23 protein-coding genes and 1 tRNA gene are annotated in these 26,859 nt (G+C 62.2%); 8 read left to right on the forward strand and 16 right to left on the reverse strand.

The features are described 5' to 3' along the window. Positions 1-32: 32 nt before the first annotated feature. From U3654_RS14835 to truA, 4 genes are all read right to left on the reverse strand, one after another. On the reverse strand, positions 33-980 hold the full coding sequence (locus tag U3654_RS14835; RefSeq protein WP_324752325.1) for a glycine betaine ABC transporter substrate-binding protein: 948 nt from the start codon (positions 978-980) through the stop codon (positions 33-35). A gap of 212 nt (positions 981-1,192) precedes the next feature. Next, positions 1,193-2,020 carry a helix-turn-helix transcriptional regulator gene (locus U3654_RS14840; RefSeq protein WP_324752326.1) on the reverse strand — a complete coding sequence of 276 codons (828 nt, stop codon included), beginning with the start codon at positions 2,018-2,020 and terminating at the stop codon, positions 1,193-1,195. A gap of 34 nt (positions 2,021-2,054) precedes the next feature. Further along, positions 2,055-2,131 (reverse strand) — tRNA-Arg (locus tag U3654_RS14845). A 42-nt stretch (positions 2,132-2,173) separates the two neighbouring features. After that, complete coding sequence (gene truA / locus U3654_RS14850; protein ID WP_324752327.1) at positions 2,174-2,947, reverse strand: tRNA pseudouridine(38-40) synthase TruA; 774 nt, start codon at positions 2,945-2,947, stop codon at positions 2,174-2,176. 165 nt (positions 2,948-3,112) lie between these two features. Between truA and U3654_RS14855 the strand changes: the two genes are divergently transcribed. From U3654_RS14855 to U3654_RS14865, 3 genes are read left to right on the forward strand one after another with little or no spacing between them, the layout of a single operon-like run. Continuing rightward, positions 3,113-4,540: a YcjX family protein gene (locus tag U3654_RS14855; RefSeq protein WP_324752328.1), complete on the forward strand. Its 1,428-nt coding sequence runs from the start codon at positions 3,113-3,115 to the stop codon at positions 4,538-4,540. After that, a complete protein-coding gene (locus tag U3654_RS14860; protein ID WP_324752329.1) occupies positions 4,537-4,995 on the forward strand; it encodes a GNAT family N-acetyltransferase in 459 nt (152 codons plus the stop codon). Before U3654_RS14855 ends, U3654_RS14860 begins: the two co-directional genes overlap by 4 nt. Next, positions 4,992-5,993 (forward strand): TIGR01620 family protein, encoded by a 1,002-nt coding sequence (locus U3654_RS14865; RefSeq protein ID WP_324752330.1) that lies wholly within the window; start codon positions 4,992-4,994, stop codon positions 5,991-5,993. Before U3654_RS14860 ends, U3654_RS14865 begins: the two co-directional genes overlap by 4 nt. Before the next feature lie 109 nt (positions 5,994-6,102). On the opposite strand, the gene U3654_RS14870 is transcribed toward U3654_RS14865, so the two are convergent. Next, a complete protein-coding gene (locus tag U3654_RS14870) occupies positions 6,103-6,513 on the reverse strand; it encodes a group III truncated hemoglobin (RefSeq protein WP_324752331.1) in 411 nt (136 codons plus the stop codon). A 251-nt stretch (positions 6,514-6,764) separates the two neighbouring features. Here U3654_RS14870 and ileS point away from each other — a divergent pair, with 251 nt between their 5' ends. Further along, entirely contained in the window at positions 6,765-9,710 is a 2,946-nt protein-coding gene (ileS, locus tag U3654_RS14875; protein WP_324752332.1) for an isoleucine--tRNA ligase, read from the forward strand. Between the two features lie 103 nt (positions 9,711-9,813). Then, complete coding sequence (locus U3654_RS14880) at positions 9,814-10,977, forward strand: trans-sulfuration enzyme family protein (RefSeq protein ID WP_324752333.1); 1,164 nt, start codon at positions 9,814-9,816, stop codon at positions 10,975-10,977. Positions 10,978-10,983: 6 nt separating this feature from the next. On the opposite strand, the gene U3654_RS14885 is transcribed toward U3654_RS14880, so the two are convergent. The 5 genes from U3654_RS14885 to dapF all read right to left on the reverse strand — a co-directional run bounded on the left by U3654_RS14885 (position 10,984) and on the right by dapF (position 14,899). Next, entirely contained in the window at positions 10,984-11,673 is a 690-nt protein-coding gene (locus tag U3654_RS14885) for an amino acid ABC transporter permease (protein ID WP_324752334.1), read from the reverse strand. A 12-nt stretch (positions 11,674-11,685) separates the two neighbouring features. Next, positions 11,686-12,378 carry an amino acid ABC transporter permease gene (locus U3654_RS14890; RefSeq protein ID WP_324752335.1) on the reverse strand — a complete coding sequence of 231 codons (693 nt, stop codon included), beginning with the start codon at positions 12,376-12,378 and terminating at the stop codon, positions 11,686-11,688. A 73-nt stretch (positions 12,379-12,451) separates the two neighbouring features. After that, complete coding sequence (locus tag U3654_RS14895; RefSeq protein ID WP_324752336.1) at positions 12,452-13,249, reverse strand: transporter substrate-binding domain-containing protein; 798 nt, start codon at positions 13,247-13,249, stop codon at positions 12,452-12,454. 34 nt (positions 13,250-13,283) lie between these two features. Next, entirely contained in the window at positions 13,284-14,021 is a 738-nt protein-coding gene (locus U3654_RS14900) for an amino acid ABC transporter ATP-binding protein (RefSeq protein WP_416384595.1), read from the reverse strand. An 8-nt stretch (positions 14,022-14,029) separates the two neighbouring features. Then, a complete protein-coding gene (dapF, locus tag U3654_RS14905; RefSeq protein ID WP_324752338.1) occupies positions 14,030-14,899 on the reverse strand; it encodes a diaminopimelate epimerase in 870 nt (289 codons plus the stop codon). A gap of 287 nt (positions 14,900-15,186) precedes the next feature. On the opposite strand from dapF, the gene U3654_RS14910 reads away from it, so the two are divergent. The 3 genes from U3654_RS14910 to U3654_RS14920 all read left to right on the forward strand — a co-directional run bounded on the left by U3654_RS14910 (position 15,187) and on the right by U3654_RS14920 (position 18,595). After that, on the forward strand, positions 15,187-15,798 hold the full coding sequence (locus U3654_RS14910; RefSeq protein ID WP_324752339.1) for a d(CMP) kinase: 612 nt from the start codon (positions 15,187-15,189) through the stop codon (positions 15,796-15,798). 190 nt (positions 15,799-15,988) lie between these two features. Continuing rightward, complete coding sequence (gene rpsA / locus U3654_RS14915; RefSeq protein WP_416384596.1) at positions 15,989-17,683, forward strand: 30S ribosomal protein S1; 1,695 nt, start codon at positions 15,989-15,991, stop codon at positions 17,681-17,683. A gap of 405 nt (positions 17,684-18,088) precedes the next feature. Continuing rightward, positions 18,089-18,595: a hypothetical protein gene (locus U3654_RS14920; RefSeq protein ID WP_324752340.1), complete on the forward strand. Its 507-nt coding sequence runs from the start codon at positions 18,089-18,091 to the stop codon at positions 18,593-18,595. Positions 18,596-18,917: 322 nt separating this feature from the next. Here U3654_RS14920 and U3654_RS14925 read toward each other — a convergent pair whose 3' ends face one another. Genes U3654_RS14925 through xsc form a run of 6 tightly spaced genes read right to left on the reverse strand, consistent with a single transcriptional unit; the run spans position 18,918 to position 26,775 of the window. After that, the gene (locus U3654_RS14925) at positions 18,918-19,451 is read right to left on the reverse strand and encodes a HutD family protein (RefSeq protein ID WP_324752341.1); all 534 of its coding nucleotides are present in this window, start codon (positions 19,449-19,451) and stop codon (positions 18,918-18,920) included. Positions 19,452-19,506: 55 nt separating this feature from the next. Further along, positions 19,507-20,385: a dimethyl sulfoxide reductase anchor subunit family protein gene (locus U3654_RS14930; RefSeq protein ID WP_324755297.1), complete on the reverse strand. Its 879-nt coding sequence runs from the start codon at positions 20,383-20,385 to the stop codon at positions 19,507-19,509. Between the two features lies 1 nt (position 20,386). Next, complete coding sequence (locus tag U3654_RS14935) at positions 20,387-21,142, reverse strand: 4Fe-4S dicluster domain-containing protein (RefSeq protein ID WP_324752342.1); 756 nt, start codon at positions 21,140-21,142, stop codon at positions 20,387-20,389. Next, a complete protein-coding gene (locus tag U3654_RS14940; protein ID WP_324752343.1) occupies positions 21,139-23,967 on the reverse strand; it encodes a molybdopterin oxidoreductase family protein in 2,829 nt (942 codons plus the stop codon). The genes U3654_RS14935 and U3654_RS14940 overlap by 4 nt, the downstream gene beginning before the upstream one ends. After that, positions 23,957-25,003: an acetate kinase gene (locus tag U3654_RS14945; protein WP_324752344.1), complete on the reverse strand. Its 1,047-nt coding sequence runs from the start codon at positions 25,001-25,003 to the stop codon at positions 23,957-23,959. The genes U3654_RS14940 and U3654_RS14945 overlap by 11 nt, the downstream gene beginning before the upstream one ends. Then, positions 25,000-26,775: a sulfoacetaldehyde acetyltransferase gene (gene xsc / locus U3654_RS14950; protein WP_324752345.1), complete on the reverse strand. Its 1,776-nt coding sequence runs from the start codon at positions 26,773-26,775 to the stop codon at positions 25,000-25,002. Before xsc ends, U3654_RS14945 begins: the two co-directional genes overlap by 4 nt. Between the last annotated feature and the right edge of the window lie 84 nt (positions 26,776-26,859).

The following is a 26,859-nucleotide window of genomic DNA, read 5'->3' on the forward strand; positions in this document are numbered from 1 at the left end:
GATAGGGTTGGTTTCTGGATCGACGTCTGAGGTCAATTGATCCAAGCGGACCAGATTGCCTTGTTGTCCGTCATCCAGCTTCCGACGGCCTCGTCCAATGCGACGCCGTCCACGTCGATGCTGCGGAACACGTCGGCCAGTTGGCTGTCGCTCAGCTCGAAGTTACCCATGATGGCTTTGGCTTCTGCCTCTTCGGCCAGTAATTCAGAGTTTGCGTAGACCCAAAGCGAACCGACCTTGACGCCGCAGTCGTGCGTAGCATCGGGGTTCGTTCCCCACGCAGGATCGGTATAGCATTCCTCCTCGAACGCGGGGAATTCGACGAATTCGCCCTCGTCGCTCATGAAATACCAGTGTGGCGTGTAGCCCCAGCCGATCACAGGCTCGCCGCGCCGCGCTGCTGCGGAAATCGTCGCAACCAGTGCGGCGGCGCTTCCCGAGGGGATCGGCTCGACATTGATGTCGAACGCTGCGGCCATTTCCGAGACGGGCATGACCCAATCTGCCGGGCCTTCGACGAACCGCGCTTTGGGAGTTGTTTCCGCGGTCGCAAGCGCCTCAATGCAGGCCGGTTCCTTCAGCGCTTTCCAATCGGGCAGGCCGGGGCACTGCTCCTTGAGGCTGAGCGGATACCACCAGCCTTCGGCCGAGCTGATGCCGGTGGAGCCAACATTCTCAGCCTTGCCGCCCTCGGTGGACCCTTCGCAAAGCTCCCAGGTCGACTGCCAGCAGATCGTGTAGTGCAGATCGCCGGTCTGAATGCCCGAAAAGCTGGCAGTGTAGTCGGCCTGGACATAATCGACGCGGTAGCCTGCTTCGGCCAGAGTGCTGCCAAGGATCTTGGCGATCACGTCCGATGACGTGTCGCTGACCAAGGGCACCACGATCGGGTCAGTCCGGTCGACCGCGAAGGCGGGCGCGGAGATGCCAGTTAGTGACATGGCCAAAACTGCGAGGCTTGTGGATTTATGCATTTTCATTGTGACTCTCCCTGTCGTTTTTGTGCTGTGTTCGCGAAGCGGTAGGCAGCAAACAGCGAAAGGCCTGTCACTTGGCCGCCGCACATTTGCCCCCTGCCCCGATCGGACCACGAGCTATTGTACTCAGCGATGATGCAGAGAGTTGGGCGCACGCAGAAGTCGCTACATGCATCTAAAAAGTATACAAGTAGCGACAGTCAGATCATGGATGCCTAAAAAACCTGCCAAGGATGTCCTACAAAGCCATCTTCACCGGCGGACATATCATTGGCGGTGGCATTGCGAATATCCTCTGGAATCGCCGGATCATCCTTATCGAACAGACCACATGCCGACAGCGTCGCGCGAAGGTCGATGTCCTCCCCCAAGGCTTCCCAAACCACTCGGTAGCAGGCAATATCACGGCTGGTGGCGCTGCTGATCCCAAGGCTGAGGCCGGTCAGAATAGCGACCTGATCCATCCGCGCGGGGTACAGAATGGTCGTCCACATCATCTGCCCCGCCTTCTGCTCGCGTTCATGCACGAAAATCCGCTCGCCGGTGTGAAAGGCGACGCCGGTGTATTTCAGCATCCGCCGCGCCCGGCGTTTGGCCAATGCATAATTTTCGATATTCTTTAGATAGGTGAACCCGCGCTCGGAAAAGAGCCGCATCAACGAGCATTGGATTTTGCCGGGAAATTCGACGGGTCGATAATAGCATCTGTAATACCCGATATACTCGGCCATATCGCGGGATGCGGACGGGTTAATCCGGTGCAGCTTGGAAATGTATTCGCCAAAAGGGTCGACCTCGGGCCCTTGCGGTTTGCGAAGTGCGACAAGTTGGCGAAAGGCATTCTGGTCCATCAGGATCTCATGCTCTTCCACGCCGAAATAGTCGCATATGGATTGCATGTTGGTCAGAGACGGGCGGCTTGTGCCATTCAGATAACGATGGAATTGCTGTCGATTGATGGCCAACCGCTCGCAGACCTGAGTAATCGATTTTGCATAGCTACACAAAAGCTTCAGGTTGTTGGGGAAGTTATTGTTCAGCATCGGTCCTATCTGACTTGGACAACTGGAAGCCTTTTGGCGGCCCCGGAAGGACTTGAACCCTCAACCTCGGACTTAGAAGGTCCTTGCTCTATCCAGTTGAGCTACGGAGCCGCGCGGCTCTTTCCTAACGTCCCGTTTCCATCAGCGCAAAGCCTAATGCGTGCCAAACGGATCCTCGGGGTATTCCACCCCCGCAAGGTAAAGGCCCTGCGGAGGGCAGACTGGCCCGCAAGCGGCGCGATCCCTCGCTTCCAGCGCAGCGCGCACATCGTCCGGCGTCCACGTACCGTGCCCGACGCGCTCCAGCGTGCCAACGATGCTGCGCACCTGGTTGTGAAGAAACGAACGCGCCCGCAAATGAAACCGCAACTCCGGTCCTCCGGGTCCAACATATTGCTGGATCTCCACTGTATCCAGCGTCTTGACCGGACTCGCCGCCTGGCAAATCGAAGAGCGGAAGGTGGTGAAATCATGTCGCCCCTGAAAATGGACCGCCGCTTCGCGCATCGCCGCCAGGTTCAACCCATGCGACACTTGCCAGACCAGCCCGGCATCATGCGTCGCAGGCGCGCGGCGCATCAACAGGCGAAACAGATACCGCCGTTCCATCGCGGAAAACCGCGCGTGCCAGTCGTCGCTGACCTCGGCGCAATCCACGATCGCCACCGGCTGAGGCTTCAGATGATAATTCAGCGCTGCCATCAGGCGAAACGGCGTCCAATCCTTGGCCAGATCGCAATGCGCCACCTGCTCCAACGCGTGCACCCCGGCATCCGTACGACCGGCAGCAGCAATTTTGTGCGGCCCCGGCTCCAGTCGCGCCAGCGCGGCCTCGATGGCGCCCTGCACAGACGGCTGGTCGCGCTGACGCTGCCAGCCCGCGAACGGCCCCCCGTGATACTCGACTTTCAATGCAAATCTCGACATGGCCCGGCGCTTACTCCAATTCCCATGCCGATTAAAGCGCCCACTCGCGTTCACCGTTCTCAAAATACTCTTGCCAAAGGCATCGCCCCATCGCGCGACGCCTCTGGAAACCCTGCCGCACCGCCGTTATCTATGGGTCCGAGGCAGCAGCGAAAGGGCCGCACATTGGGCATCTCGACACTGGCCGACGGCCTCACCCGTGGAGCCGAGCGCATTTCCGGCACTGTCTCGGAGACGTTTTTCGAGCCTGTGATCCGCATCGGCGTCACCGGCCTAGCGCGGGCGGGCAAGACGGTGTTCATTACCTCGCTCGTCGCCAACCTGCTGGAACGGGGACGCATGCCCGGCCTCGTCGCTGCCAGCGAGGGGCGCATTGCCGCCGCCTTCCTGCAACCGCAACCCGACGATACCGTACCGCGTTTCGACTTTGAATCGCACCTCGCCGCGCTGACTGCGCCGGCACCCCACTGGCCCGAAAGCACCCGCGCCATATCCGAACTGCGGCTGTCCTTACGCGTGCGCCCCGCTGGCCTTTTGGCCGGGCTGACCGGGCCACGCACGATCCATGTCGATATCGTCGATTATCCCGGCGAATGGTTGCTGGACCTCGCGCTGATGGAAAAATCCTACTCCGAGTGGAGCGATGCGACCTTGGCCCAGATGGAGCGCCGCGATATCGCCGCGACGTATCTGGCTCAGGTGCAGACCGCTGACGCCGCAGGCACGTGGGAAGAACCACAACTGAAAGCGCTGGCCGACACATTTACCGTCTATCTAGGTGCCGCGCGGCAAAAGGGCCTGAGCGGCATCGCGCCGGGTCGGTTCCTGCTGCCGGGCGAAATGGCGGGTTCGCCCGCGCTGACCTTTGCGCCGATCACAAAACCGGACCGCCCCGGCCGCCGCAGCCTATGGCGCGAGATGGAGAGGCGTTTTGACGCCTATAAGTCTCAGGTCGTCGCGCCGTTCTTTCGCGATCACTTCTCGCGGATCGACCGCCAGATCGTGCTGGTCGACGCGCTCGAAGCGATCCATGCAGGCCCGCCCGCCGTGGCCGATTTACAGGACACGATGACCGAGATCCTCGCCGCCTTCCGCCCCGGTCGCAACGCGTTCCTCAGCCGGCTTTTTCTGGGCCGCCGGGTCGAAAAGATCCTTTTTGCCGCGACCAAGGCCGACCATCTGCACCACAAACAACACACACGCCTGACCGCCTTCATGGAGGCCCTTACGGCCGAGGCGCGCGCGCGCGCCGACTTCAAGGGGTCCGAGACGGCAGCCATCGCCCTCGCCTCGCTGCGCGCCACCGTCGAGGAAACGCGCGAACATGAGGGCGAAACGCTGGATTGCGTACGCGGCACGTTGCTGGGACCGGATGGTAGTCCCGGCAAACAGGCCGCGTTTTATCCCGGCGCGCTGCCGGACAGCCCCGCCTCGCTGATCGCAGCGGCGCGGCAGGGGCATGAGGCGTGGCTGGACCGCGACTATCAGATCATGAAATTCGCCCCCGCCCCGCTGGCGCTGAAACCCGGCATGGGGCCGCCCCATATCCGCCTCGACCGCGCCGCGCAGTTCCTGATCGGGGACCGGCTGTGAATGGGGCCCGCCCCGCCCGCGCGCGGTTGTGGCACGTCCCGCAGATGACCGCGATCCTATGGGATTTCATCCATCGCACCCCATGGCTGCCGCGCGTGCGCCCCTACCGCACCGATCTGCGCGTGATGGCCCGCATTACACGGCGCGGCTGGGTGAGGGTGTTGCGCGACGCGCGAGGCCCCGCTGCCTTTATCGCGCGCGACGGTGCTCGGGTCCACGCGCTCTATGTGCATCCACGCGCGCAAGGGATGGGTATGGGTCGCGCCCTGCTGAATGATGCCAAGCGCGCCGCGCCGCGGCTGGAACTTTGGGTGGCCGAGGCAAATGAGGATGCGCGCATTTTCTACATGACCCAGGGCTTTGCCGAACATGCGCGCGGCTGCGGTGCTTACAACGACGAACGACTGCCGGAAATCCAAATGATCTGGCACCAAGACAGGAGCGCTGCGATATGAGCCGCCCCAAAGGCCCCATCCTTTTCGATCTGGACGAGGACGCCCCCCGCGCCGCCCCGTCCGAGGCACCGCCAGTCCCCGAGCCTGACCTGCCGACCCCGCCCGATGGGCGCGCGATGCAGACCTTCGCAGCGCTGGCCGCGCGCCGCCCGTCGCGTCTGGCACGGCTTTTCTGGGGGCTGCTGGGCGCAATCCTGACCTTCGCCATCTCGCTCGCCGCGTGGGATTTTGCAACAAGCCTGATCACGCGAGTGCCGGCGCTGGGTTACGCCGTGACCGCGCTGCTGGCCGCCTTTATTCTGGTCCTCGTCGCTATCGCCCTGCGCGAATTGGCCGCCTTTGCCCGGCTGGGCAGGATCGACGCACTTCATCGCAAGGCCGATACTGCGCTGGCCGATGACGATCTGCCCGCCGCACGCGAGTTGACCAACGATTTGGTCAAGCTCTATACAGGCCGCGAGGATACGCGCTGGGGCCGCGAGCGACTGGCCGAGCAGCGCGGCGATCAGTTCGACGCCAGCACCCTTTTGGCACTGGCCGAGGCCGAGCTGCTGGTCCCGCTTGATGCCGCGGCCTTGCGACAGGTCGAAGGCGCCGCGCGGCAGGTCGCTGCCGTTACTGCGCTGGTCCCTATTGCGCTGGCGGATTTAATTGTCGCGCTCAGCGCCAACATTCGCATGATCCGCCGTATCGCCGAAATCTATGGCGGGCGCTCTGGCACGTTGGGCAGTCTGCGCCTCACGCGCGCTGTGTTGACCCACCTCGTCGCCACGGGCGCCGTGGCGGTAGGCGATGACGTGATCTCCAGCGTCGCGGGCGGTAGCCTTTTGTCGAAAATCTCGCGCCGCTTCGGCGAGGGCGTAATCAACGGCGCGCTGACGGCCCGCGTCGGCGTTGCCGCGATGGAGGTCTGCCGCCCCCTGCCCTTTTCGCCGGGCAAACGCCCCAAGGTGCGCCGCATTATCACCACGGCGCTCAGCGGGCTTTTCCCCAGCTAAAGCGTTTCGCGAAAAACCTGAATCGGGGATTTTCGCGAAACGCGCGCGACATATCAGCGTTGCGCGCGTTTCGCCTTTATCCGATGCTTCAGGTTAAAGGCGAAACGCTTTAACGCAGGTTTGGCACCGCCCCCGGCGGCGCGCGCATCTTTAGTCCCACCTGAAAGCCGCGCCCGATCCGGTGCGCCAACGCGGACCAGCGGCGCGCGGTGATGTCGGGCAATTCCTCGGTCAGGATGGTATCGAAAAGGCCCAGCCAAACAGGAAAATGCTCGGCATGCACATCGCTCGCCGCCTCGTGGACCTGCATCGGATTACCGTCATAACACCGCTCGCGCAGAATGGCGTTCGCCCAGAATCGGGCGATTTTCTCTTCGTGCGCGGGCCATCCGTCCGGCGCGATATGTGCGCCAAATACAGGCCCCAGCACCGGATCGCGCCGCACCTGCGCATAAAACCGTGTCACGACCCTCTGGATCTGGTCACGCGTGATGTCAAATTGCTCCAACGGTTTGACCATGATGCGTCTCCTTCACATTCACTCTCGACCCTTGGCAGCCGTGCCGCCATAGGCCAAATTACCGCAGCCGCGCGCCCTCTGGACGCGGGCGCAGCGCCGCCCTATAACGCGGCCATGATGTGCAACATAGCGATCATCATCCGAATTACATGCCCGGCGCTCTGACACCTGAGCCGCCGGGACAAGGCGTTCGAACCCATCGCGCCGCCCCATCATATCCTCACGCCGATCCGAGATAAAGGACGCCCGAAATGTGCGCCGACACGCCCCAGAACACGCCCGAGTACAAAGACACGCTGAACCTGCCCCAGACCGACTTTCCGATGCGCGCAGGCCTGCCCAAGCGCGAGCCGGAATGGCTGGCTCGCTGGGACGAAATCGGTATCTACGACCGCCTGCGCGAAAAGGCCGCCGCAAACCCCGGCGCGCGCACGCCCTTCACCCTGCATGACGGCCCGCCCTACGCCAACGGCCATTTGCATATCGGCCACGCGCTGAACAAGATCCTCAAGGATATGGTCGTTCGCTCCCAGCAGATGATGGGCCGCGACGCGCGCTACATCCCCGGCTGGGATTGCCACGGCCTGCCCATCGAGTGGAAGATCGAAGAGCAATACCGCGCCAAGGGCAAAAACAAGGACGAGGTCGACATCGTCGATTTCCGTCAGGAATGCCGCAAGTTCGCCGACGGCTGGATCGACATCCAACGGAATGAATTTAAGCGACTCGGCGTCACCGGAAAATGGGAAAACCCCTACCTCACGATGGATTTCCGCGCCGAGCGGATCATCGCGGAGGAATTTCAGAAGTTCCTGATGACCGGCACGCTTTATCAAGGGTCCAAGCCGGTGATGTGGTCGCCGGTGGAAAAGACCGCACTGGCCGAGGCGGAGGTCGAGTATCACGATCACAAGAGCCACACGATCTGGGTGGCGTTCTCGGTAAATGAGGCTTCGGCCGAGGGAGATGAACGTCTAGACGACATCATGGGTGCCCGCGTCGTGATCTGGACGACCACGCCATGGACAATACCGTCCAACAAGGCAGTCGCGTTCAACCCCTCGATCGTCTACGGCCTCTACCGCGTGGACGCCACCGAAGAGGAAAGCTGGACCAACCCCGGCGATCTCTACCTTTTTGCCGACACGCTGGCTGAGGAAACGCTGGCCAAGGCGCGCGTGACCGGACATACAAGGCTGCGCGATGTGAGCGCTGGGCAACTGCACAGCTTGAAACTCTGTCACCCCTTCGCGGGTATGGAGGGCGCAGATGGCTTCTGGGACTACCCTGTGCCGATGATCGACGGCGACCACGTCACCGACGACGCCGGCACCGGGTTTGTTCACACCGCGCCCAGCCACGGCGCCGACGATTATGAGGCGTTCGTAAAACGCGGCTGGATCAAGGAGATGACCCATAACGTCGGCGAGGAATCCGAATTTCTGGATCACGTCCCCTTCTTTGCGGGCCTTCAGGTGTTCGACCGCAAGGGCAAGGAAAGCAAGGCAAACCCCGCCGTCATCGACAAGCTGGTCGAGGCGGGCGGCATCATCGCGCGCGGCCGCACGACCCACAGCTATCCCCATAGCTGGCGCTCCAAGGCGCCGATCATCTTCCGCAACACGCCCCAATGGTTCGCCGCCATCGACCGCCCTGTGGGCGACGGGCAGGACACCTACGGCACCACGATCCGCGAGCGCGCGCTGACCTCCATCGACGAGTTGGTCAAGTGGACCCCGCAAAAGGGCCGCAATCGCCTGTATTCCATGATCGAGGCGCGCCCCGATTGGGTGCTGTCGCGCCAGCGCGCGTGGGGCGTGCCGCTGACCTGCTTTACCAAAAAGGGCGCGCTACCGACCGACGACGATTTCCTGCTGAAAAACGAAGAGGTGAACGCCCGCGTTCTGGAGGCGTTCGAGGCCGAGGGCGCCGATGCATGGTACAAGGAGGGCGCCAAAGAGCGCTTCCTGTCGGGCATCGTGAATCCCGATGAGTGGGACAAGGTCGACGACATCCTCGACGTCTGGTTCGACTCCGGCTCCACCCACGCCTTCGTTCTGCGCGACCGCGAGGATGGGTCCGAGGACGGGTTGGCCGATCTCTACCTAGAGGGCACCGACCAGCATCGCGGCTGGTTCCACTCGTCAATGTTGCAGGCTTGCGGCACGATGGGGCGCGCGCCCTATCGCGGCGTGCTGACCCACGGCTTCACGCTGGACGCCAAGGGCAACAAGATGTCCAAATCGGTCGGCAATACCGTGTCCCCCGAGGACGTGACCAAACAATACGGCGCCGATATCCTGCGCCTGTGGGTCGCTCAATCGGACTACACCGGCGATCTGCGGATCGGGCCGGAAATCCTCAAGGGCGTTGCCGACAGCTATCGCCGGATGCGCAATACCATGCGCTTCCTCTTGGGCGCGCTGACGCATTTCGACGAGGCTGACCGCATCGAACCATCTGACATGCCCGAGCTGGAACAATGGGTTCTCCACCGCATGGCCGAGTTGGATACCCGCGTGCGCGACGGATACGCCGCCTACGACTTCCAAGGCGTCACACAAGCGCTCCTGAACTTCTGCACGCTTGACCTCTCGGCCTTCTATTTCGACGTGCGCAAGGATGTGCTTTATTGCGACGGCGACAGCACCCGCCGCCGGGCCGCGCGCACCGTTCTGGACCTGCTGTTCCACCGCCTCACAACGTGGCTCGCCCCGGTCATGGTCTTTACCATGGAGGAAGTCTGGCTGGAGCGCTTCCCCGGCCCCGGCTCATCCCTGCACCTTCAGGACATGCCGGAAACGCCGCAGAGCTGGCTGAACCCCGAGCTTGCCACCAAATGGTCAGGCATCCGCCAGGCCCGCCGCGTTGTAACAGCGGCGCTTGAGGTTGAGCGCACAAACAAGGTCATCGGCTCCTCACTGGAGGCCGCGCCAGACGTCTATGTCAACGACGAGGGCATGCTGACCGCCCTGAAATCCGTCCCGTTCGAGGATGTCTGCATCACCTCCGCCGTCACCCTCAGCGACGGTAGCGGCCCCAAGGACGCCTTCCAACTACCCGAAGCGGACGGCGTATCCGTCACCTTCCACAAGGCGCCCGGCGACAAATGCCTGCGCTGCTGGAAGATCCTGCCGGATGTCGGCACGCACAAGCATCCCGGCACCTGTCAGCGTTGCTCGGATGCGCTGGGCTAACAACCACACCGGGCGCGGCCCATATCCGCGCCCGGCTTTCACTGTTCCGAAAATACTCTCGCCGAAGGCTCCGCCACCAGCCAAACCCGCAAAAGGTCCGCCCATGACGACCGATCGTCGCAACCGCCCCCTCGCCCCGGCGACGCGCCTCGCGCAGGCGCTCCATCACGTTGAGGCGCGTACAGGTGCCGTCACCCCGGCAATCCAACCCTCGGCGACCTATGCGCGTGGGCCAGACTACGCCCCGCGCCAGCCCTATATCTACCGCCGCGACAGCAACGAGACGACCGAACTGGCCGAAGCCGTCATCGCCGATATCGAAGGTGCGACCTCTACCCTGCTCTTCGCGTCCGGCATGTCGGCGGCAAACGCGTTTCTGGACGCGCTACCAATGGGCGCGCATGTGGTGGCCCCGGACGTCATGTATCATGGCGTTTTGCATCAGCTGCGCAAACATCAGAGTTCCGGGCGGCTCAGCGTCAGCTTTCACCCCGTCGGCGATCTGGACGCCATGCGAGCAGCAATGCACCCCGGCGAAACCGCGCTGGTCTGGGTCGAGACGCCCAGCAATCCCGACTGGACCGTCACCGACATCGCCGCCGCCGCCCAGATTGCCCATGACGCGGGCGCGCGCCTTGCCACCGATTGCACCGCGACGCCGCCGCCCTGCACGCGGGCGCTGGATCTGGGTGCCGACATATCGTTCCACTCGGCCACGAAATATCTGAACGGTCATTCTGACGTTACGGCTGGCGCCTTATCGGTGCGCGAGCCGGACGCGATATGGAATGAAGTCGCGTCCATCCGCACCCTACAAGGCACGGTGCTGCACAGCTTTGACGCGTGGCTGCTGGTGCGCGGCATGCGCACGCTCATGCTGCGGGTCGAGCGTCAGAGCGCCAGCGCGCTGGCCATCGCGCATCATTTCCAAGGGCATCCACTGCTGCAAACGGTCCTTTATCCGGGCCTGCCGTCGCATCCGGGTCACGCTATCGCCGCGCGGCAAACTGGCGGCCTTTGTGGCGGTATGCTGTCGATCATCACCAACGGCAGCGAGCGAACAGCCATAGACACCGCGCGCCACTGCGCGCTGTTCTACCCCGCCACGTCCCTCGGCGGCGTCGAAAGCCTGATTGAGCATCGCAAAACCGTGTCCGGCCCCGGCTTTGTCGTGCATCCGAACCTTCTGCGCCTGTCCATCGGGATTGAGGATGCGAGCGATCTGATCGCCGATCTGGAACAGGCCCTGACCCGCGCCGCCGGATAGTCAGCCTCAGGTATCGCCGCCGCCCGTGGTCCCGAACCGCCCTTCGGCCCATTTCGACAGGCGCAGCATCGGATAGCAGTAGATAAAGTAAAACGCCGCTATCAGGCTGTAGATGAACAGGATATCACCCGGCATCCGCATGATCGCCACCTCGCCCTGCCGCGTTAGTTCGGCGATGCCGATGACCGACAGAACCGCTGTGCTCTTGATCACGATGACGTAGATACTAGCCATCGGCGGGATCGTCAGCTTCAGCGCTTGCGGTACGACGATATGGCGATAGGTCTGCATCCTTGTCATACCCACCGACCGCGCCGCCTCGGCCTGACCGCTGGGAACGGCGTTGATTGCGGCGGCCACGATTTCCGTCACGTAGCTGGACGTATAGAGCGATAGCGACACGACCGCCGCCGTATAGCTGTCGAACGACAACCACGCGATGCCCGTCGCGGGCAGCACGAAATAAACGATATAAAGCTGCACGAGGTAGGGCGATCCGCGCAACAGGTGCAGGTAGAGGTTGATCACCCCGTTCAGCACGCGCAGACCCATCGTCTTGGCCACGCCCAGAACAAAGCCGATGGCCGAGCCGATGACGATCGCGATGATTGATATCTGGAAGGTCAGCCACAACCCCTTGAAGAGGAACGGGTAAAGGGCGACGATAATGCCCCACTTGTCAGCGATCCATTCCATGCCGCGCCCCCCTCAATTCGCTTTCCAGGCGCTGCCGCCCAGACGGTTCTGAACCATGCCCGACAGCACCAGCATCATGGCGTATATGCCCAGATAGCAGACGGCGACGGTGACATAGCTTTCGGTTGCCACGACCGTTTCCGAGAACATCAACAGGCCCGCGCCCAGCAGCTCAAACACCGCGATGATGCTGAGCAGCGACGTGTCCTTGATTAGTACCGCCGTCTGACCCAGCAGCGGCGGCATTACGTTTGCAATAGCCTGCGGTAGCGTGACGTAGCGCATCGTCTGGCGCGGCGTCATGCCGACCGACAGCGCGCCCTCTATCTGGCCCCTTGCCACCGAGCCGATCCCGGCGCGGATGATTTCGCCCATATAGGGCGACGTGTGCAGCGTCAGCGCGATGATGCCTGATTGCACCTCATCAAACAGCATTCCCGCCGGCATGATCACCGGCAGGCCGTAATAGACAAGGTAGATCTGCACCAGCAAAGGCGTCGAGCGGATGAACTGGATATATCCCGCAACAGGCCGCCAGATGGCTGGATTTGTCGACATGCGCCCCAGCGCCAGCACCGTGCCCAGAATCAGCGACAGCACGAGGCAGATGGCAGAAATCCACAGCGTCTGCCAAATGCCCGCCGCAAAGACATCGGCATATTCCAGCACCAGCCTGAGGTTGAAATAATCCTGAAGCCACATCATCAGCGGGGCGCGATCCTGTCTGTAATCTCAGCGAAAAATGGACAGGGGCCGCGTTGGCCCCTGTCCTGTTTGATCACTTGTGATCGGCTTCCCAATCGGTGGAGTTCCACCAGTAAGCGATCTTTTCGTCCAGACGCCCATCGATACGGATCAGGCGCATGTAGTTGTCGAGGCTGTTCAGCAGATGCACGGAATCGGGACGCACAGCAAAACCAAGCGGCTCCTTGTTCAGCTCGCCGTCGAGCAGCACGATGCCTTCAATCGACGACTGAAAACCTGACAGCGTCGCCTTGTCGGTCACGCCCGCAGTCGCGCGGCCAGACATCACGGCCTGAACCGCCTGCGCGGTACCGCCCGAGAATTCCTTGAGCTCGGCATCAGGCAGGAACTTGCGCGCCGCTGCCGCATAGGACGACGCCTGCGTGGCCGCCAGCGAGACGTCCGCACTGTTCAGATCCTGCCACTTGGTGTAGTCCGACCCTTCCTTGGTGAAGGCGACCGTTTCGGCAAAAAATACCGGCTCGGTGAACATGATCTGCATCGAACGCTGCGCGGTCGGCGTCATGTCAGCGGCGATGAAATCGGCCTTGCCCGAGGTCAGCGCGGGGATCAAGCCCTTCCAGTCATAATCCTGCACGACCAGCTTGACGCCCATGTCGTCGGCCATCATCTGCGCCAGTTCGATGGCAAGGCCCGTGCGCTCGCCATTCTTGTCGATAAAGCTGACGGGGGGCCCTTGGGTCTGCACGGCGATGGTCATCTCGCCCGTGCGCACGATTTTTTCCATCGTGGTTTCGGCCAGCGATACGGTCGCTGCGGCGGCCATGACGGCACCACCGATCAGGCCTGCGATAAGGGATTTCAGTTTCATTGCGTTTTCTCCTCCTTGGTTGAACTTGTAGGGGCTACAGGATCTGGCTCAGGAAATCCTGCGCCCGGTTAGTGCGGGGGTTGTCGAAAAATGCGACCGGAGTGTTTTCCTCGACGATCGCACCGCCATCCATGAAGATGACCCGATCCGCCGCCTCGCGGGCGAACCCCATCTCATGCGTGACGACTGCCATGGTCATCCCCTCGGCGGCCAGGGCGCGCATCTGCTCCAGCACGCCGCCGACGGTTTCGGGGTCCAGCGCCGATGTGGCCTCGTCAAACAGCATTACCTTGGGCTTCATCGCCAGCGACCGCGCGATGGCGATGCGCTGCTGTTGGCCGCCCGACAGCATGACCGGATAGCTGGCCTCGACGTCCGGCAGCCCGACCTTTTTCAGCAAATCGCGCGCGATGCTCTCGGCCTCGGCGCGGCTGCGCTTGGCGACGATAATCTGGGGCAATACGATATTCTCCAGCGCGCTCTTGTGCTGAAAGAGGTTGAAATGCTGGAACACCATGCCGACCTCGGCGCGCAGCTTGTTGATGTCGGTCTTGCGGTTCGTAACCTCGATCCCGTCTATCACGATGCGGCCCTCATCCACCGGCTGAAGCCCGTTCAGCGCACGCAGCAGCGTGGACTTACCCGACCCCGAAGGCCCGATAATCACCACAACCTCGCCTCGCGCTATACAATTGCTGACATTGTCGAGCGCGCGCACATCAGGGCGGCCTTTCATGCGATAGGTCTTGCTGACCCCTTCGATGACGATCATCGGTTCGCTCATACCGTCCCTTCCAGTTCGCGCGGCAAACGGCCGCTGTAGCAAAACGCGACCGGCCCGGTCATGACAGCGTCGCCGGTATCCGAGACGTCGACGATCACCGCGCCCGCGCCCATTTCCACGCGGATCCGCCCCGGCCCGACCAGTCCGCGCAGACGTGCGGCACGCACCGCGACGCAAGCACCGGTGCCGCAGGCCCCGGTCAGTATTCCAGGTCGCTCATACGCCTGCAATCGCAGCGACGCCACCCCGGTCACCTCGGCCAGACCCACATTCACCTGCTCGGGAAACAGCGGATCGCTCAGCACCGGATGGGCCAACGCGGCAACATCCAGCGCGGCAAGGTCGGACACAAAAAACGTGACATGCGGGTTGCCGATGTAGGATGCCACCCCGCGCGCCAGCGGCCCATGCACCAGCGGCAGATCCAGCGTATCGACCGCGCGCGCCAGCGGAATGGCCTGCCAATCATGCACGATGCGCCCCATCTGCACACTGACTTCACACGGCCCTGCACGGGCGCAGCGCAAGACGCCCGCCCCCGTCTCCAGCGTCACGCCATCGCGCCCGGTCTCTTCCAGCAGCAGCCACGCAGCGCAGCGGGTCGCGTTGCCACAGGCCGACACCTCGCGCCCGTCGATATTCAGTATCCGCAGAAAAGCATCAGCCCGGTCCGAGTGCTGGATGATCAGCAGTTGATCCCCGCCCACGCCGACCTGCACATCGCAGATGCGCGCAATCGCAGCCTCGCTTGGCGCATAAGGGGCATCCCGGCCGTCCACGATCACAAAGTGATTGCGCAGCCCGTGCATCTTGACGAAGGGACGCCCACCTTCCGGCGCGATTCTGCTCCAAGCCGCCGTGCTCATTGCGCTCTCTTCTTGGTAAATCCCACGACCGACCGGTCCGCGACCAACTATCGGCCCATGACGTCCCTCATGCAAGAGTGGCTCCCGCCGCTTCTTGGCACAACGCTATGGTCAACGCGTGCCCTTCTGCTTTCTCTTGATCCAAATATCCAAGGCGCGCCTATGGCCAAGCCGCCCGGCCGCTACGGCCACGCACCGCCGGTGGCGCATTTTTCCGCCCTCGTCGCTTGAGGCGCAAGCGGCCATGCTCTACCCAAGGACAGGGTATCGACGAAGGACGCGCGACAATGGCATTCACTATCGCTATCGATGGCCCCGCAGCGGCGGGCAAAGGCACGGTCGGGCGTCGCCTTGCGGCGCATTTCGGCTTTGCCCATCTGGATACCGGCCTGCTCTATCGCGCGACCGGCCGGCGCACGCTGGATGGCACCGACGCCGTCGAGGCCGCGCGCAGCCTTCAGCCGCACGACCTTGAGGCACGCGATCTGCGCACGCCGGAGGTCGGTCAGGCCGCCAGCCGCGTCGCTGCGATCCCCGAGGTGCGCGAGGCGCTGATCGACTTCCAGCGCGCATTCGCCGCCCGCTCAGGCGGTGCGGTACTGGACGGGCGCGATATCGGCACGGTGATCTGCCCCGATGCGGACGTGAAGCTATATGTCACGGCCACCGACGACGTGCGCGCCGCGCGTCGCCTGACCGAGTTGGTCAGCACCGGTCACGATATCACCTACGGCGAGGTGCTGGACGACCTGCGCCAACGCGACGCGCGCGACAGCGCTCGCTCAGCCGCCCCACTGATACCCGCTAACGACGCCGTGCTATTGGACACCTCGACGCTCACCATCGAGCAGGCCGTCGCCGCCGCCATCGCCGAGGTGATGCGCGTGCAGCAGGCCTGAGTCGCCCTTGCCATTCCGGTCCGCCCGGCATATACGCGCGCCTGTCACCAAGGCGGTAATTACCGCATACTCGGAAGAATCGAGCAGGGCCCCGGATACGGGCCTCTTTCGGCGTTTTGCACATCGTCTGACCAATGAAACCCCAAGACCGGCGGAGACAACCGCACGGCCCGCAAAAAACCATAAAGGAATCCGAGACCACATGGCTCAAGATACATCTATGGAGGAATTCGAAGCCCTCCTGAACGAAAGCTTCGAAATGGACACGCCCGAAGAGGGCTCAGTCGTCAAAGGCAAGGTCATCGCTGTCGAAGCGGGCCAGGCCATCATCGACGTTGGCTACAAGATGGAAGGCCGCGTCGACCTCAAAGAATTCGCAGATCCCGGCGAGCAGCCGAACATCAACGTCGGCGACGAAGTTGAAGTGTTCCTGCGCTCGGCCGAAAACTCGCGTGGCGAGGCTGTCATCAGCCGTGAAATGGCCCGCCGCGAAGAAGCATGGGACCGTCTGGAAAAGGCATACGCCGCAGAAGAGCGCGTCGAAGGCGCTATCTTTGGCCGCGTCAAAGGTGGCTTTACCGTCGATCTGGGCGGCGCTGTTGCGTTCCTGCCCGGCAGCCAGGTTGATGTGCGCCCCGTGCGTGACGCTGGCCCGCTGATGGGCCTTAAGCAGCCGTTCCAGGTTCTGAAAATGGACCGCCGCCGTGGCAACATCGTGGTATCGCGTCGTGCGATCCTCGAAGAGTCCCGCGCCGAGCAGCGCGCCGAAGTCATCGGCAAGCTGACCGAGGGCGACAATGTCGACGGCGTCGTCAAGAACATCACTGAATACGGCGCATTCGTCGATCTGGGCGGTGTTGACGGCCTGCTGCACGTCACCGACATGGCATGGCGCCGCGTGAACCACCCGTCCGAGATCCTCGCCATCGGCGAGACGGTCAAGGTGCAAGTCATCAAGATCAACAAAGAAACCCACCGTATCAGCCTTGGCATGAAGCAGCTTCAGGAAGATCCGTGGGATATGGTTGCCGCGAAATACCCGCTGGAATCCAGCCATACGGGTCGCGTCACCAACATCACCGACTACGGTGCATTCGTCGAGCTGGAGCCGGGCGTCGAAGGTCTGGTTCACGTCAGCGAGATGTCCTGGACCAAAAAGAACGTGCATCCCGGCAAGATCGTGTCCACCTCGCAAGAGGTTGAGGTCATGGTTCTGGAAATCGACCAGGCCAAGCGCCGCGTTTCACTTGGTCTCAAGCAGACCATGCGCAACCCGTGGGAAGTGTTTGCAGAAACACACCCCGAGGGCACCGAAGTCGAGGGCGAGGTCAAGAACATCACCGAATTCGGTCTGTTCATCGGCCTCGAAGGCGAAATCGACGGCATGGTTCACCTCAGCGACATCAGCTGGGACGAGCGTGGCGAGGATGCGATCCAGAACTACCGCAAGGGCGATACCGTTCAGGCGGTTGTCTCTGAGGTCGACACCGACAAGGAGCGCATTTCGCTCTCGATCAAGAACCTGGGCGGCGACAAGTTCGCCGAGGCGGTCGGCGGCGTAAAGCGCGGCTCGATCATCACCGTTGAGGTGACCTCGATCGAGGACGGCGGCGTCGAAGTGGAATATGAGGGCATGAAGTCCTTCATCCGCCGCTCCGACCTGTCGCGTGACCGCGCCGAACAACGCCCCGAGCGTTTCTCGGTCGGTAACAAGGTCGATGTGCGCGTAACCAACGTGGACGCCAAATCGCACCGTCTGGGCCTGTCGATCAAGGCCCGCGAGATCGCCGAAGAGAAAGAGGCCGTGCAGCAGTATGGCTCGTCCGACTCGGGCGCATCGCTGGGCGATATCCTAGGCGCGGCGTTGAAGTCCGACGACGACTGATACGCGGGCTTAGGCTTGTGAAAGAAATGGAGAAGGCCCCGCATGGAAGTGCGGGGCCTTTTTTTATGATAGCGAATATCGGTTGTGAGCCCATCTTATCAATATTTTGCAACGCCGCGAATGGCTGCTCTTACGATGGAGGCAAAAACCTTCAACAACTGCCTAGGTTTTGAATGGGGTTTGTGGCAGCCGGAAACAGGCCGTCTTCCAGCTGCTCCAAAAACGAGCGTTTCTGGCAGGTAAAGCAGTGCTTTCGAACAAGGGTAGCCGCTCACCATGGCCCCACCATCCCGCCTCTGCGCATGCGCAGCCGCAGATTGCTTTACCAGAATATACCAAACTATACTGGACAAAATAAAACTGTTATCTATTATGAGTCCTTATGAACCTGTATGGATGAAAGTTATGAACGCTACTGAACGTAAAGAAGCAATTTTGACGATGCTCCCGGACGCTAAACTGCTGCGGCGGCACGCTGGCAGGTACGAAGTGGAGTTGGACGGCAAACACTGCCTGTTGGTGGTCAATACCGTGCACGGGTCAGTCCAGTTTGCCGCCGATTCTGGCGACGCTGACGCAAACGTGCCAAGTTTGGACGGTGCAGACTATTGCCTCATGGCAACCGGGAAAGATGTTGATAACTTGTCCGTTTGGCTGGTGCCTGTGCCTCGACTGCTAGAGCACATCGAGAAGGAGCACGAAAAATGGCTCGCAGAAAAGCCGGGACGCAGCAGAGATAACAAAATGCGCACGGTTAAACCGCTCGACGTGCACTTCGCCGATTGTAAGTTTGATTTGACGCCAACCATACAAGCCGCTGCTATCACGATGACACCGGAACAGGCTCGCCAAGGCTTGGCTGTACATTTCGGAGTGGACCCGTCCAAAATCCGCATAAGCGTTGACGTCTGACAGCACGAGGCGCGCCGTTGGCACGGCAGTGCCTTTTTTCCAGCCCTACTAGCACATCTAGCTGTTCAGCACCCTTAGCCAAAAATCACCGTTTGTTGAACGGCTTCCCTGAAGCGGACTTTGACGCGGCCGCCGTGGACGGCGGCTTCGTCCCGCATAGCGGACACTACACCGGACACACAAGAACGGTCACCCCCGACGCATGAGCCGTCGCGTTTGAGATCAAGCTAATGCACTAAGCCGATCTGGCGCAATGCATTGCGTGCGGGCGGCACTTAACGCGGGGGGGGGATTGTCGGCGGGCGTCTCAGGGCTATCGGGTTTAGGCCGGGTCCAGACGCGCGCAGAGCACTTCGGCGCTGGGATCGACGGTGATCGTCGCCGCACCGCGCAGCAGGGCGCCCTGACCGACCTCCAGCCCCATGCCATCCACCGACGCCGAGCCAGAGACGCAGAACACCGCTATTTCACGTGCATCCACCTCATGCGCGCCCGCCTCCAGCGCCGACAGATCGGGGTGTATCATGGCGGGATCGTAGATCACGTTGAACGCGGTGCAGGGTCCGCCCAATAGCTGGCAGTTCAGCAGCGTGTCGCCGTCAAAGGCTATGGGTGTCATGGGCCGCGCTTCCAGATCGATACCGTCGCCGGTAAGGCGCGTGCCGGAACCAGAGATCACAACATGCAACCGCGCGAGGCCGGGATAGGTGGAAAAGGCGCAATCCCGCTCGATATTGGCGGCGCTCAGCCACCAAGTGGTCTGGCCGTCTTGCTGGCCTGATGCCAGTTCCTGCCGTGTGCCAGCGCCGTTGACCCATGGTTTGGTCGGGGTGGTGCGTAGATCGAAAGTTTGCATGTCTTGGCTCCGGACGGATGAGAGTATTTCTGGAACGACGAAAGTCTGGGCGCGCTCAGGCTGTTCGTTTGCCGTAATAGAGTCCGACGACGTGTTCGGCCTCGGCAAAGAAAAGCCAGCGGGATGCCGTGACCCCCAAGACATGGCTTAGCACGGCAAGCGCGGCTGTGACATGCCCCCCCGGCAGGCCAAGCAACAATATGGGCAGGACATAGCCGACGGCAAAGGCGATTGTGCGCAGTTTTTGCGCGTGGCGGCGGCCAACGACGTAGACGAATTCGCGCAGGAGGTAGTTGGTGCCGGTGTGGGGCGGCTCGAACGCGCGAGGCGTGCCGATATGGCCAAGGCCCGTCGCTGTGCTGAGGTTAGTGCCCGAGCGGGCCAGCGCGCTGTCACCGCGCAGCCACCATGCAATCTGGATGATCGCGGCGATGGGCAGCAGGATCAGCGCCAAGGTGATCTGCCCGGCCAACAATGCGCCCCCTGCCAGCGATATGGCAAAGAAAAGCGCCGGAGTGAGCCAAGTGCGCCAGCGCGGGACGGTCTTCATCTGGGCATAGATCATCGAGGTGGTCAGCGTCACGCCAAGGCAGAGGGCCGCGCCCAGCCAGCCGAGGGGCACCCAGCGCTGATCAAAGAACACAAGGCCCGCGCCGTAGAGCGCCATGAGGATGAGCGCCGCGACCGCCGCGCAGCCTTCGCGGCTGAGCCAGCTGGTGCGCCATTGGCTGAACGCCTTGAGCGCGCGTTCTGGGTGGCCGAGGTGGCAGGTGGATGCCATGAGGCCGCCCACCGCGAGGATGTAGGCGATGGCAAAGAAGGCAAAAGCGCTCCATCCGGTGACGCCGGGTAGGCCGAGACCAAGCCAGAACAGCAGGCCAAAGCCGAGACCGGAGAGCGTGGTAAAGACGATGACGGACGGGGCGGGATGCATGTCAGACCTTGGATAGCGCGCGGTCGAGCCAAGCGACAAAGCCACGCGGCTCTTCGGCGACCGTGTCGAGGAACGGGGCGAGTATGTCGGTCTGTTGCGGCTGGTCCAACTGGTCGCGAGGGCGCGGTGGCAGGTATTTATTGACCGGCTTGGTGCCTTGCTCGGGCATCAGATCAAAGCCGCCACGCTCGGCCGTGAGTTGGCTGACATGGCTGTCGGGGTCGGCGAAGTCGCCGAAATGGCGCGCGCCGGCAGGACAGGTGCGCACACAGACGGGAACGCGGTCCGCCTCGGGCAGGTTTTCGTTATAGATGCGATCAACGCAGAGGGTGCATTTCTTCATCACGCCCTCTGCTGCGTCCATCTCGCGCGCGCCGTAAGGGCAGGCCCACGCACAGAGGCCGCAGCCGATGCAATCGCTCTCATTGACCAAAACGATGCCGTCCTCTTCGCGTTTGTAGCTGGCGCCGGTGGGGCAGACGGTCACGCACGGCGCATCCTCGCAATGCAGGCACGATTTGGGAAAGTGGACCAGCTGGGCGGCACCGTGATCGGGCTGCACCTCGTAACTGTGCACGCGGTTGAGGAACGTGCCGGTGGGGTCCTCGCCATAGGGGCGTTGATCGCTGAGGGGGGCACCATAGTTTTCGGTGTTCCACCCCTTGCAAGAGATGACGCAGGCATGACAGCCAACGCAGGTGTCGAGGTCGATCACAAGGCCCAGTTTGCGCTGCGTTGTGCCGGGGAGGTTGGTCATTTGCCCACTTTCCATGTCAACTCATCCGGCCCCTGCCCCACTGGCGAAGCGATGCGCGGCAGCACCGGATGGGCCTCATCCGGGGCGCGCACCTTTTCGATCTTTACGCGCAAATCGAACCATGCGGCCTGACCCGTGACCGGGTCGGAATTGGCCCAACGCAGTCCATCCCCACGCGGGGGCAACAGCTCGTGAATGAGGTGGTTCAGCAGAAAGCCTTTGGTCGTCTCTGGCGCGCCATCTTTCAGCGCCCACGCGCCCTTGCGTTTGCCGATGGCGTTCCATGTCCAGACAGTATGCGGGTTAAGCGCCGCCATATGCGCGACCGGCACGGTGATCTCGCCATGGGCCGAGGTGACGCGCGCCCAGTCGCCATCAGAAAATCCGTGCTGCTGGAACAGCTGTGTGGGCAGATAGAGCGGGTTATACCCGTGGATCTGGCGCAGCCATGCATTCTGGCCGCCCCAGCTATGATACATCGCCATGGGCCGCTGGGTCAGGGCGTGGATCGGATATTCCTCACCGTCGACATGGCCGTCCTCCAGCGCGGGATACCAGATCGGCAGCGGGTCCAGCGTGGCCTTGATCCGCTCGCGCAGGTGATCGGGCGGCTGACGTTCGCCATGCCCTTCAGCGGCCAGTTGGAAGCGGCGCAAAGGCTCGGCATAGAGATCAAAGATATAGGGCTGCGGGCTGTCAAAGATGCCGATGCCAACGGCCCAATCCTGATAGGCCATGTTCCATGGTTTGTAGTATTGCGCATCCTCGGGGATGTGCTGGACGCAAAAGCCACCATTCTTGATATAGCTGTCCAGCTGCGCCTCGTTTGGGGCGCCGCGCCCATGGGTCAGACCATGCTTGCCCATCCGCCAGCCGGCAAGCGGGCCGATGCCCGGCTTGCGCTGGTGATTGGTGATGTAGTCGGCGTAGTCGGCGTATTTCTGGCCGCCATCTTCGGTCACAAAACCCGGTAGATTCAGCCGCGCGCCCAACTCGCAGAGCGCGGATTGAAAGCCGCGCACGTCGCGGTCCGGCTGCACGACCGGCCAGCGGATGGCATCTGCGGCCGCATTAGGCTCGCTGATGGGGCGGTCAAGAAGGGAGATGCAATCGTAGCGTTCCAGATAGGTCGTATCTGGCAGAATGAGGTCAGCATAGGCAACCATTTCGCTGCTGTAGGCGTCGGAATAGATGATGCGGGGGATGACGTAGTCGCCGTTCTCATCAGTGTCAGTCAGCATTTCCATCACGCCGCCGGTGTTCATCGACGAATTCCACGACATGTTCGCCATATACATGAACAGCGTGTCGATCTTGTAGGGATCGCCAGCATGGGCGTTCGAGATCACCATATGCATCAACCCATGCGCGCTGAGCGGGTTTTCCCAGGTAAACGCCTTGTCGATGCGCGCAGGTGATCCATCGGCTTTGAGACAAAGATCATCCGGTCCTGTGACGTAGCCCAAGTGCGGGCCATCCAACGGCTTACCGGGGGCGCTGTTGCTATGCGGCCTTGGATGGGCACTGACCGGTTTGGGGTATGGCGGCTTGAAGCGCATCCCGCCGGGCACTTCGACTGTGCCGAGGATGATTTGCAGCACATGCAGCGCGCGGCAGGTCTGAAACCCGTTGGAATGGGCGGAAATACCGCGCATCGCGTGAAAACTGACGGGGCGGCCCGTCATGGTCTGGTGCGTCTCGCCGCGAAAATCGGTCCATTCGCGGTCCAGCGTGAACGCCTCGTCAAAGGCGACGCGGGCCAGTTCGGCGGCGATGTTTCTGATCTTTTGCACAGTCAGCCCGCAACGTTCGGCCACAGCCTCGGGCGCGTACTTCTTGTCGAGGTAGCGCTCGGCCATTAGGTGCATGACCGGGCGGTGCGTGATGCCAGCCGCGCGATGGGTGGCGTGCAGATCGGGGCGGATGCCGGGTTTGTCGAACGCCGCCAGCTTGCCCGTATTGCGGTCAATAACCAGCGGTTTATCGTCACCATCGCGCAGGAACAGCCCATGTTCGGGCGATTTCGGATCGCTATTCACCAGCACCGGCGCGTTGGTGTAGCGCGCGAGGTAATCGACGTCGATCCGGCCCGCCTTCATCAACTCATGAACCAGCGCCAAGATAAAAAGGCCGTCGGTGCCGGGCGTAATGCCGACCCAATCGTCGGCGATCGCGTTATAGCCGGTGCGGATGGGATTGACTCCGATCACCCGTGCGCCGCGCGCCTTCAGCTTGCCGATCCCCATCTTGATCGGGTTGCTGTCATGGTCCTCGGCGACGCCGAACAACATGAACAGCTTGGTGTGATCCCAGTCGGGGGTGCCAAATTCCCAGAACGCGCCGCCCATCGTATAGATGCCAGCAGCCGCCATGTTGACCGAGCAAAAGCCGCCATGCGCCGCGTAGTTCGGCGTGCCGAAATTCTGCGCCCAGTAGCTGGTAAAGCTCTGAGACTGGTCGCGGCCTGTAAAGAAGGCCAGCTTCTCCGGCGCCGTTTCGCGCAGAGGGGCCAGCCACTCGGTCGCCAGCGACAGCGCCTCGTCCCAGCTGATCTCTTCGAATTCGCCCGATCCTCGCGGACCAACGCGCTTGAGCGGCGCGCGCAGGCGCGAGGGCGCATTGTGCTGCATGATGCCCGCGCTGCCCTTGGCACACAGGACGCCCTTGTTCACCGGGTGATCGCGGTTGCCCTCGATGTAGGCGACCTTTCCATCCTTCATATGCACGTCGATGCCGCAGCGGCAGGCGCACATGTAGCAGGTCGTCTTGCGCACCTCGTCCGAAACGCGGGGCGAAAGGTCCAGATCGGGCTGTCTATGCGGCAAAGTCTGGGCCTTCCATCAGATTGGATGCCTCCCGCGCGATGAAGGCTTCTTCTTGCGCGGGCACGATGTGAACGGGAACGTCTCCTGCCCAAGCCAATTTAAGCAGAATATCGTTCCGGATGTCACGTGCGTTCTCGCCGATACCACCGGTAAAGGCGATGGCGTCGACTCCCCCCATCGCTGCGATCATCGAGCCTGCGTGCCGTGCGGCCCAGTAGCAGAAATGCCGGATTGCCCAGTGCGCACCGGGCGTATCCGACGCCTCCAAAGCGCGCATGTCAAAACTTTCGCCCGACAGCCCCAGCAGGCCGGAGGCATGCGTCAGCAGGGACTCGGCGGCGTCGACGCCCATGCGCCGGGCCAGTTCCAACACGGCGGCAGGATCCATGTCACCGCTGCGCGTGCCCATCGTCAGGCCGGCATTGGGCGAATAGCCCATGGTTGTGGCGACCGAGCGGCCATCCTTTATCGCGCAGATCGACGCGCCATTGCCGAGGTGAAAGGCAAGCAAGCGGCGCGGCAGCGGCTGGCCGGTCTGTTGCGGTAGTGCCTCGACCAGCGCTGCATAGCTGATGCCGTGAAATCCGTAGCGCCGCAGGCCTTGGGTTTCCACCACATCGGGCAGCGCATAGCGCACCGCGACCTCGGGTATGCTGGCATGAAAGGCGGTATCAAAACTGGCAAATTGCGGCAGGTCGGGCGCCGCCAGCGCAATGCGGTCGATCACCTCCAGGTGGTGCGGATTATGCAGCGGCGCCAGCGGGATGCAGGCGACGATCTGAGCGCGCAGATCGGACGTGATGCGGGCAGTTTCGCTGAGGTCCGGACCGCCATGCACAACGCGGTGCGCGGCTGCGGCAAAGCGGTTCAGCCCGTAACCCTGCCCGGCCAGCGCCGCCATCACCGTGCCCAGCGCCGCGCCGTGATCCGGCACCGCGTCCGCCCCGGCGCGCGCCACTTCGCGCCCATCCTCGAACACCGCTACCTTGATCGTAGACGATCCGGCATTGAGGACGAGGATAGCGCGCGGACTCATACCGTCTGAGGACGCATGTCCGCAGCGTCGATCCCGGCCACGGCGACGGGTTTTTTCATCGCGTCGCGGCGGAAAGGCTCGCCCAGTTCCTGATTGATCATCGCCTCGATCAGAGTAGTTACCCCGTTCTCCATCTGGTCCTTGATTGCCCGATTGAGGGCCTCGGTCAGTTCCTCCATCGTATGCGCGACGACACCTTTCAGCCCGCAGGCATTGGCGATACCGGCGTAAGATACCTGCGTGTCCAGTTCGGTCCCGACAAAATTGTCGTCATACCAAAGGGTCGAGTTCCGCTTTTCCGCGCCCCACTGGTAGTTGCGGAAAACGATCTGGGTGACAGCGGGCCATTCTTCGCGCCCTATCGCCGTCAGTTCGGTCACCGCGATGCCGAACGCGCCGTCGCCGGAAAAGCCAACAACAGGCACATCGGGACAGCCGATCTTGGCCCCCACGACCGAGGGCAGGCCATAGCCACAAGGGCCGAACAGGCCGGGGGCCAGATATTTGCGGCCCTCCTCAAATGTCGGATAGGCGTTGCCGATGGCGCAGTTATTGCCGATGTCGGAGCTGATGATCGCCTCCTTGGGCAGCGCGGACTGGATCGCGCGCCACGCCATGCGGGGGCTCATCCAGTCGGGTTTGGCATCGCGGCAGCGCTGATTCCAGGTCGTGCCTTCGTCATCCTCCTCGTGATCCATCGAGGATAGTTCCTGCGCCCAAGCGGATTTGGTGGTGGCGATAAGGTTCTTGCGCTCATCCCGGCCCTCGTCGCCAGCGGTGTCGGACAGTTTCGACAGGATCGAATTTGCCACCTTCTTGGCATCGCCGATAATACCGACACTGACCTTTTTGGTCAGGCCGATGCGGTCGGGATTGATATCGACCTGAATGATCTTGGCGCCTTTTGGCCAATAGTCGATGCCATAGCCCGGCAGCGTCGAAAACGGGTTCAGCCGTGTGCCCAGCGCCAGCACCACATCGGCCTTGGCGATCAGCTGCATCGCGGCCTTGGACCCGTTATAGCCCAGCGGCCCGGCGAAAAGCGGGTGCGCGCCGGGAAACGCGTCGTTATGCTGATAGCCCACACAGACAGGTGCATCGAGGCGTTCGGCCAGCTGCTTTGACGCGTCGATGGCATCGCCGAGGATAACGCCCGCGCCATTCAGGATCACCGGAAACTTGGCTTTCGACAGCAAGTCCGCCGCCTCATCCAGTGCCTCTTCGCCGCCTGACGGGCGCTCGAACGCCACGATCTGTGGCAGCTCGATGTCGATCACCTGAGTCCAAAAATCGCGCGGCATGTTGATTTGCGCAGGCGCGCTGGCGCGCTTGGCGTTCAGGATTACGCGGTTCAGCACCTCAGCCACGCGGGTAGGATCGCGCACTTCTTCTTGGTAAGCGACCATGTCGGCAAAGGCGGCCATCTGTTCGACCTCCTGAAACCCGCCCTGCCCCAACGTCTTGTTCGCCGCCTGTGGCGTCACCAACAACAGCGGCGTGTGATTCCAGTAGGCGGTTTTTACGGCGGTGACGAAGTTCGTGATGCCGGGACCATTCTGCGCGATCATCATACTCATCTTGCCGGTCGCGCGGGTATAGCCATCGGCCATCATCCCGCCCGACCCCTCATGCGCGCAATCCCAGAACGTGATGCCAGCCTTGGGGAAAATATCTGAAATCGGCATGAAGGCGGACCCGATAATCCCGAACGCATGTTCGATACCGTGCATTTGCAGGGTTTTGACAAAGGCTTCTTCGGTGGTCATTTTCATGGGGTCTATCCTCGGGGTTAGGTGGCGCGGCGTTTGGGTGAAAGTAAAGTCAGCGGGGCGGACGCAATAGGGCCAGATGCATCT

The sequence above is a fragment of the Roseovarius sp. Pro17 genome (genome assembly GCF_035599575.1).
GTDB lineage: Bacteria > Pseudomonadota > Alphaproteobacteria > Rhodobacterales > Rhodobacteraceae > Roseovarius.

Excerpts from the sequence above, each read along its gene's own strand:
- U3654_RS14840 (WP_324752326.1), bottom strand. The coding sequence starts at position 2,020 with ATGCTGAACAATAACTTCCCCAACAACCTGAAGCTTTTGTGTAGCTAT.
- U3654_RS14885 (WP_324752334.1), bottom strand. The coding sequence starts at position 11,673 with ATGGAATGGATCGCTGACAAGTGGGGCATTATCGTCGCCCTTTACCCG.
- U3654_RS14835 (WP_324752325.1), bottom strand. The coding sequence starts at position 980 with ATGAAAATGCATAAATCCACAAGCCTCGCAGTTTTGGCCATGTCACTA.
- U3654_RS14900 (WP_416384595.1), bottom strand. The coding sequence starts at position 14,021 with ATGATCGTCATCGAAGGGGTCAGCAAGACCTATCGCATGAAAGGCCGC.
- ileS (WP_324752332.1), top strand. The coding sequence starts at position 6,765 with ATGTGCGCCGACACGCCCCAGAACACGCCCGAGTACAAAGACACGCTG.
- U3654_RS14870 (WP_324752331.1), bottom strand. The coding sequence starts at position 6,513 with ATGGTCAAACCGTTGGAGCAATTTGACATCACGCGTGACCAGATCCAG.
- U3654_RS14910 (WP_324752339.1), top strand. The coding sequence starts at position 15,187 with ATGGCATTCACTATCGCTATCGATGGCCCCGCAGCGGCGGGCAAAGGC.
- U3654_RS14935 (WP_324752342.1), bottom strand. The coding sequence starts at position 21,142 with ATGACCAACCTCCCCGGCACAACGCAGCGCAAACTGGGCCTTGTGATC.
- U3654_RS14930 (WP_324755297.1), bottom strand. The coding sequence starts at position 20,385 with ATGCATCCCGCCCCGTCCGTCATCGTCTTTACCACGCTCTCCGGTCTC.
- U3654_RS14945 (WP_324752344.1), bottom strand. The coding sequence starts at position 25,003 with ATGAGTCCGCGCGCTATCCTCGTCCTCAATGCCGGATCGTCTACGATC.
- U3654_RS14865 (WP_324752330.1), top strand. The coding sequence starts at position 4,992 with ATGAGCCGCCCCAAAGGCCCCATCCTTTTCGATCTGGACGAGGACGCC.
- U3654_RS14890 (WP_324752335.1), bottom strand. The coding sequence starts at position 12,378 with ATGATGTGGCTTCAGGATTATTTCAACCTCAGGCTGGTGCTGGAATAT.
- dapF (WP_324752338.1), bottom strand. The coding sequence starts at position 14,899 with ATGAGCACGGCGGCTTGGAGCAGAATCGCGCCGGAAGGTGGGCGTCCC.
- U3654_RS14880 (WP_324752333.1), top strand. The coding sequence starts at position 9,814 with ATGACGACCGATCGTCGCAACCGCCCCCTCGCCCCGGCGACGCGCCTC.
- truA (WP_324752327.1), bottom strand. The coding sequence starts at position 2,947 with ATGTCGAGATTTGCATTGAAAGTCGAGTATCACGGGGGGCCGTTCGCG.
- U3654_RS14925 (WP_324752341.1), bottom strand. The coding sequence starts at position 19,451 with ATGCAAACTTTCGATCTACGCACCACCCCGACCAAACCATGGGTCAAC.
- U3654_RS14920 (WP_324752340.1), top strand. The coding sequence starts at position 18,089 with ATGAACGCTACTGAACGTAAAGAAGCAATTTTGACGATGCTCCCGGAC.
- U3654_RS14895 (WP_324752336.1), bottom strand. The coding sequence starts at position 13,249 with ATGAAACTGAAATCCCTTATCGCAGGCCTGATCGGTGGTGCCGTCATG.
- xsc (WP_324752345.1), bottom strand. The coding sequence starts at position 26,775 with ATGAAAATGACCACCGAAGAAGCCTTTGTCAAAACCCTGCAAATGCAC.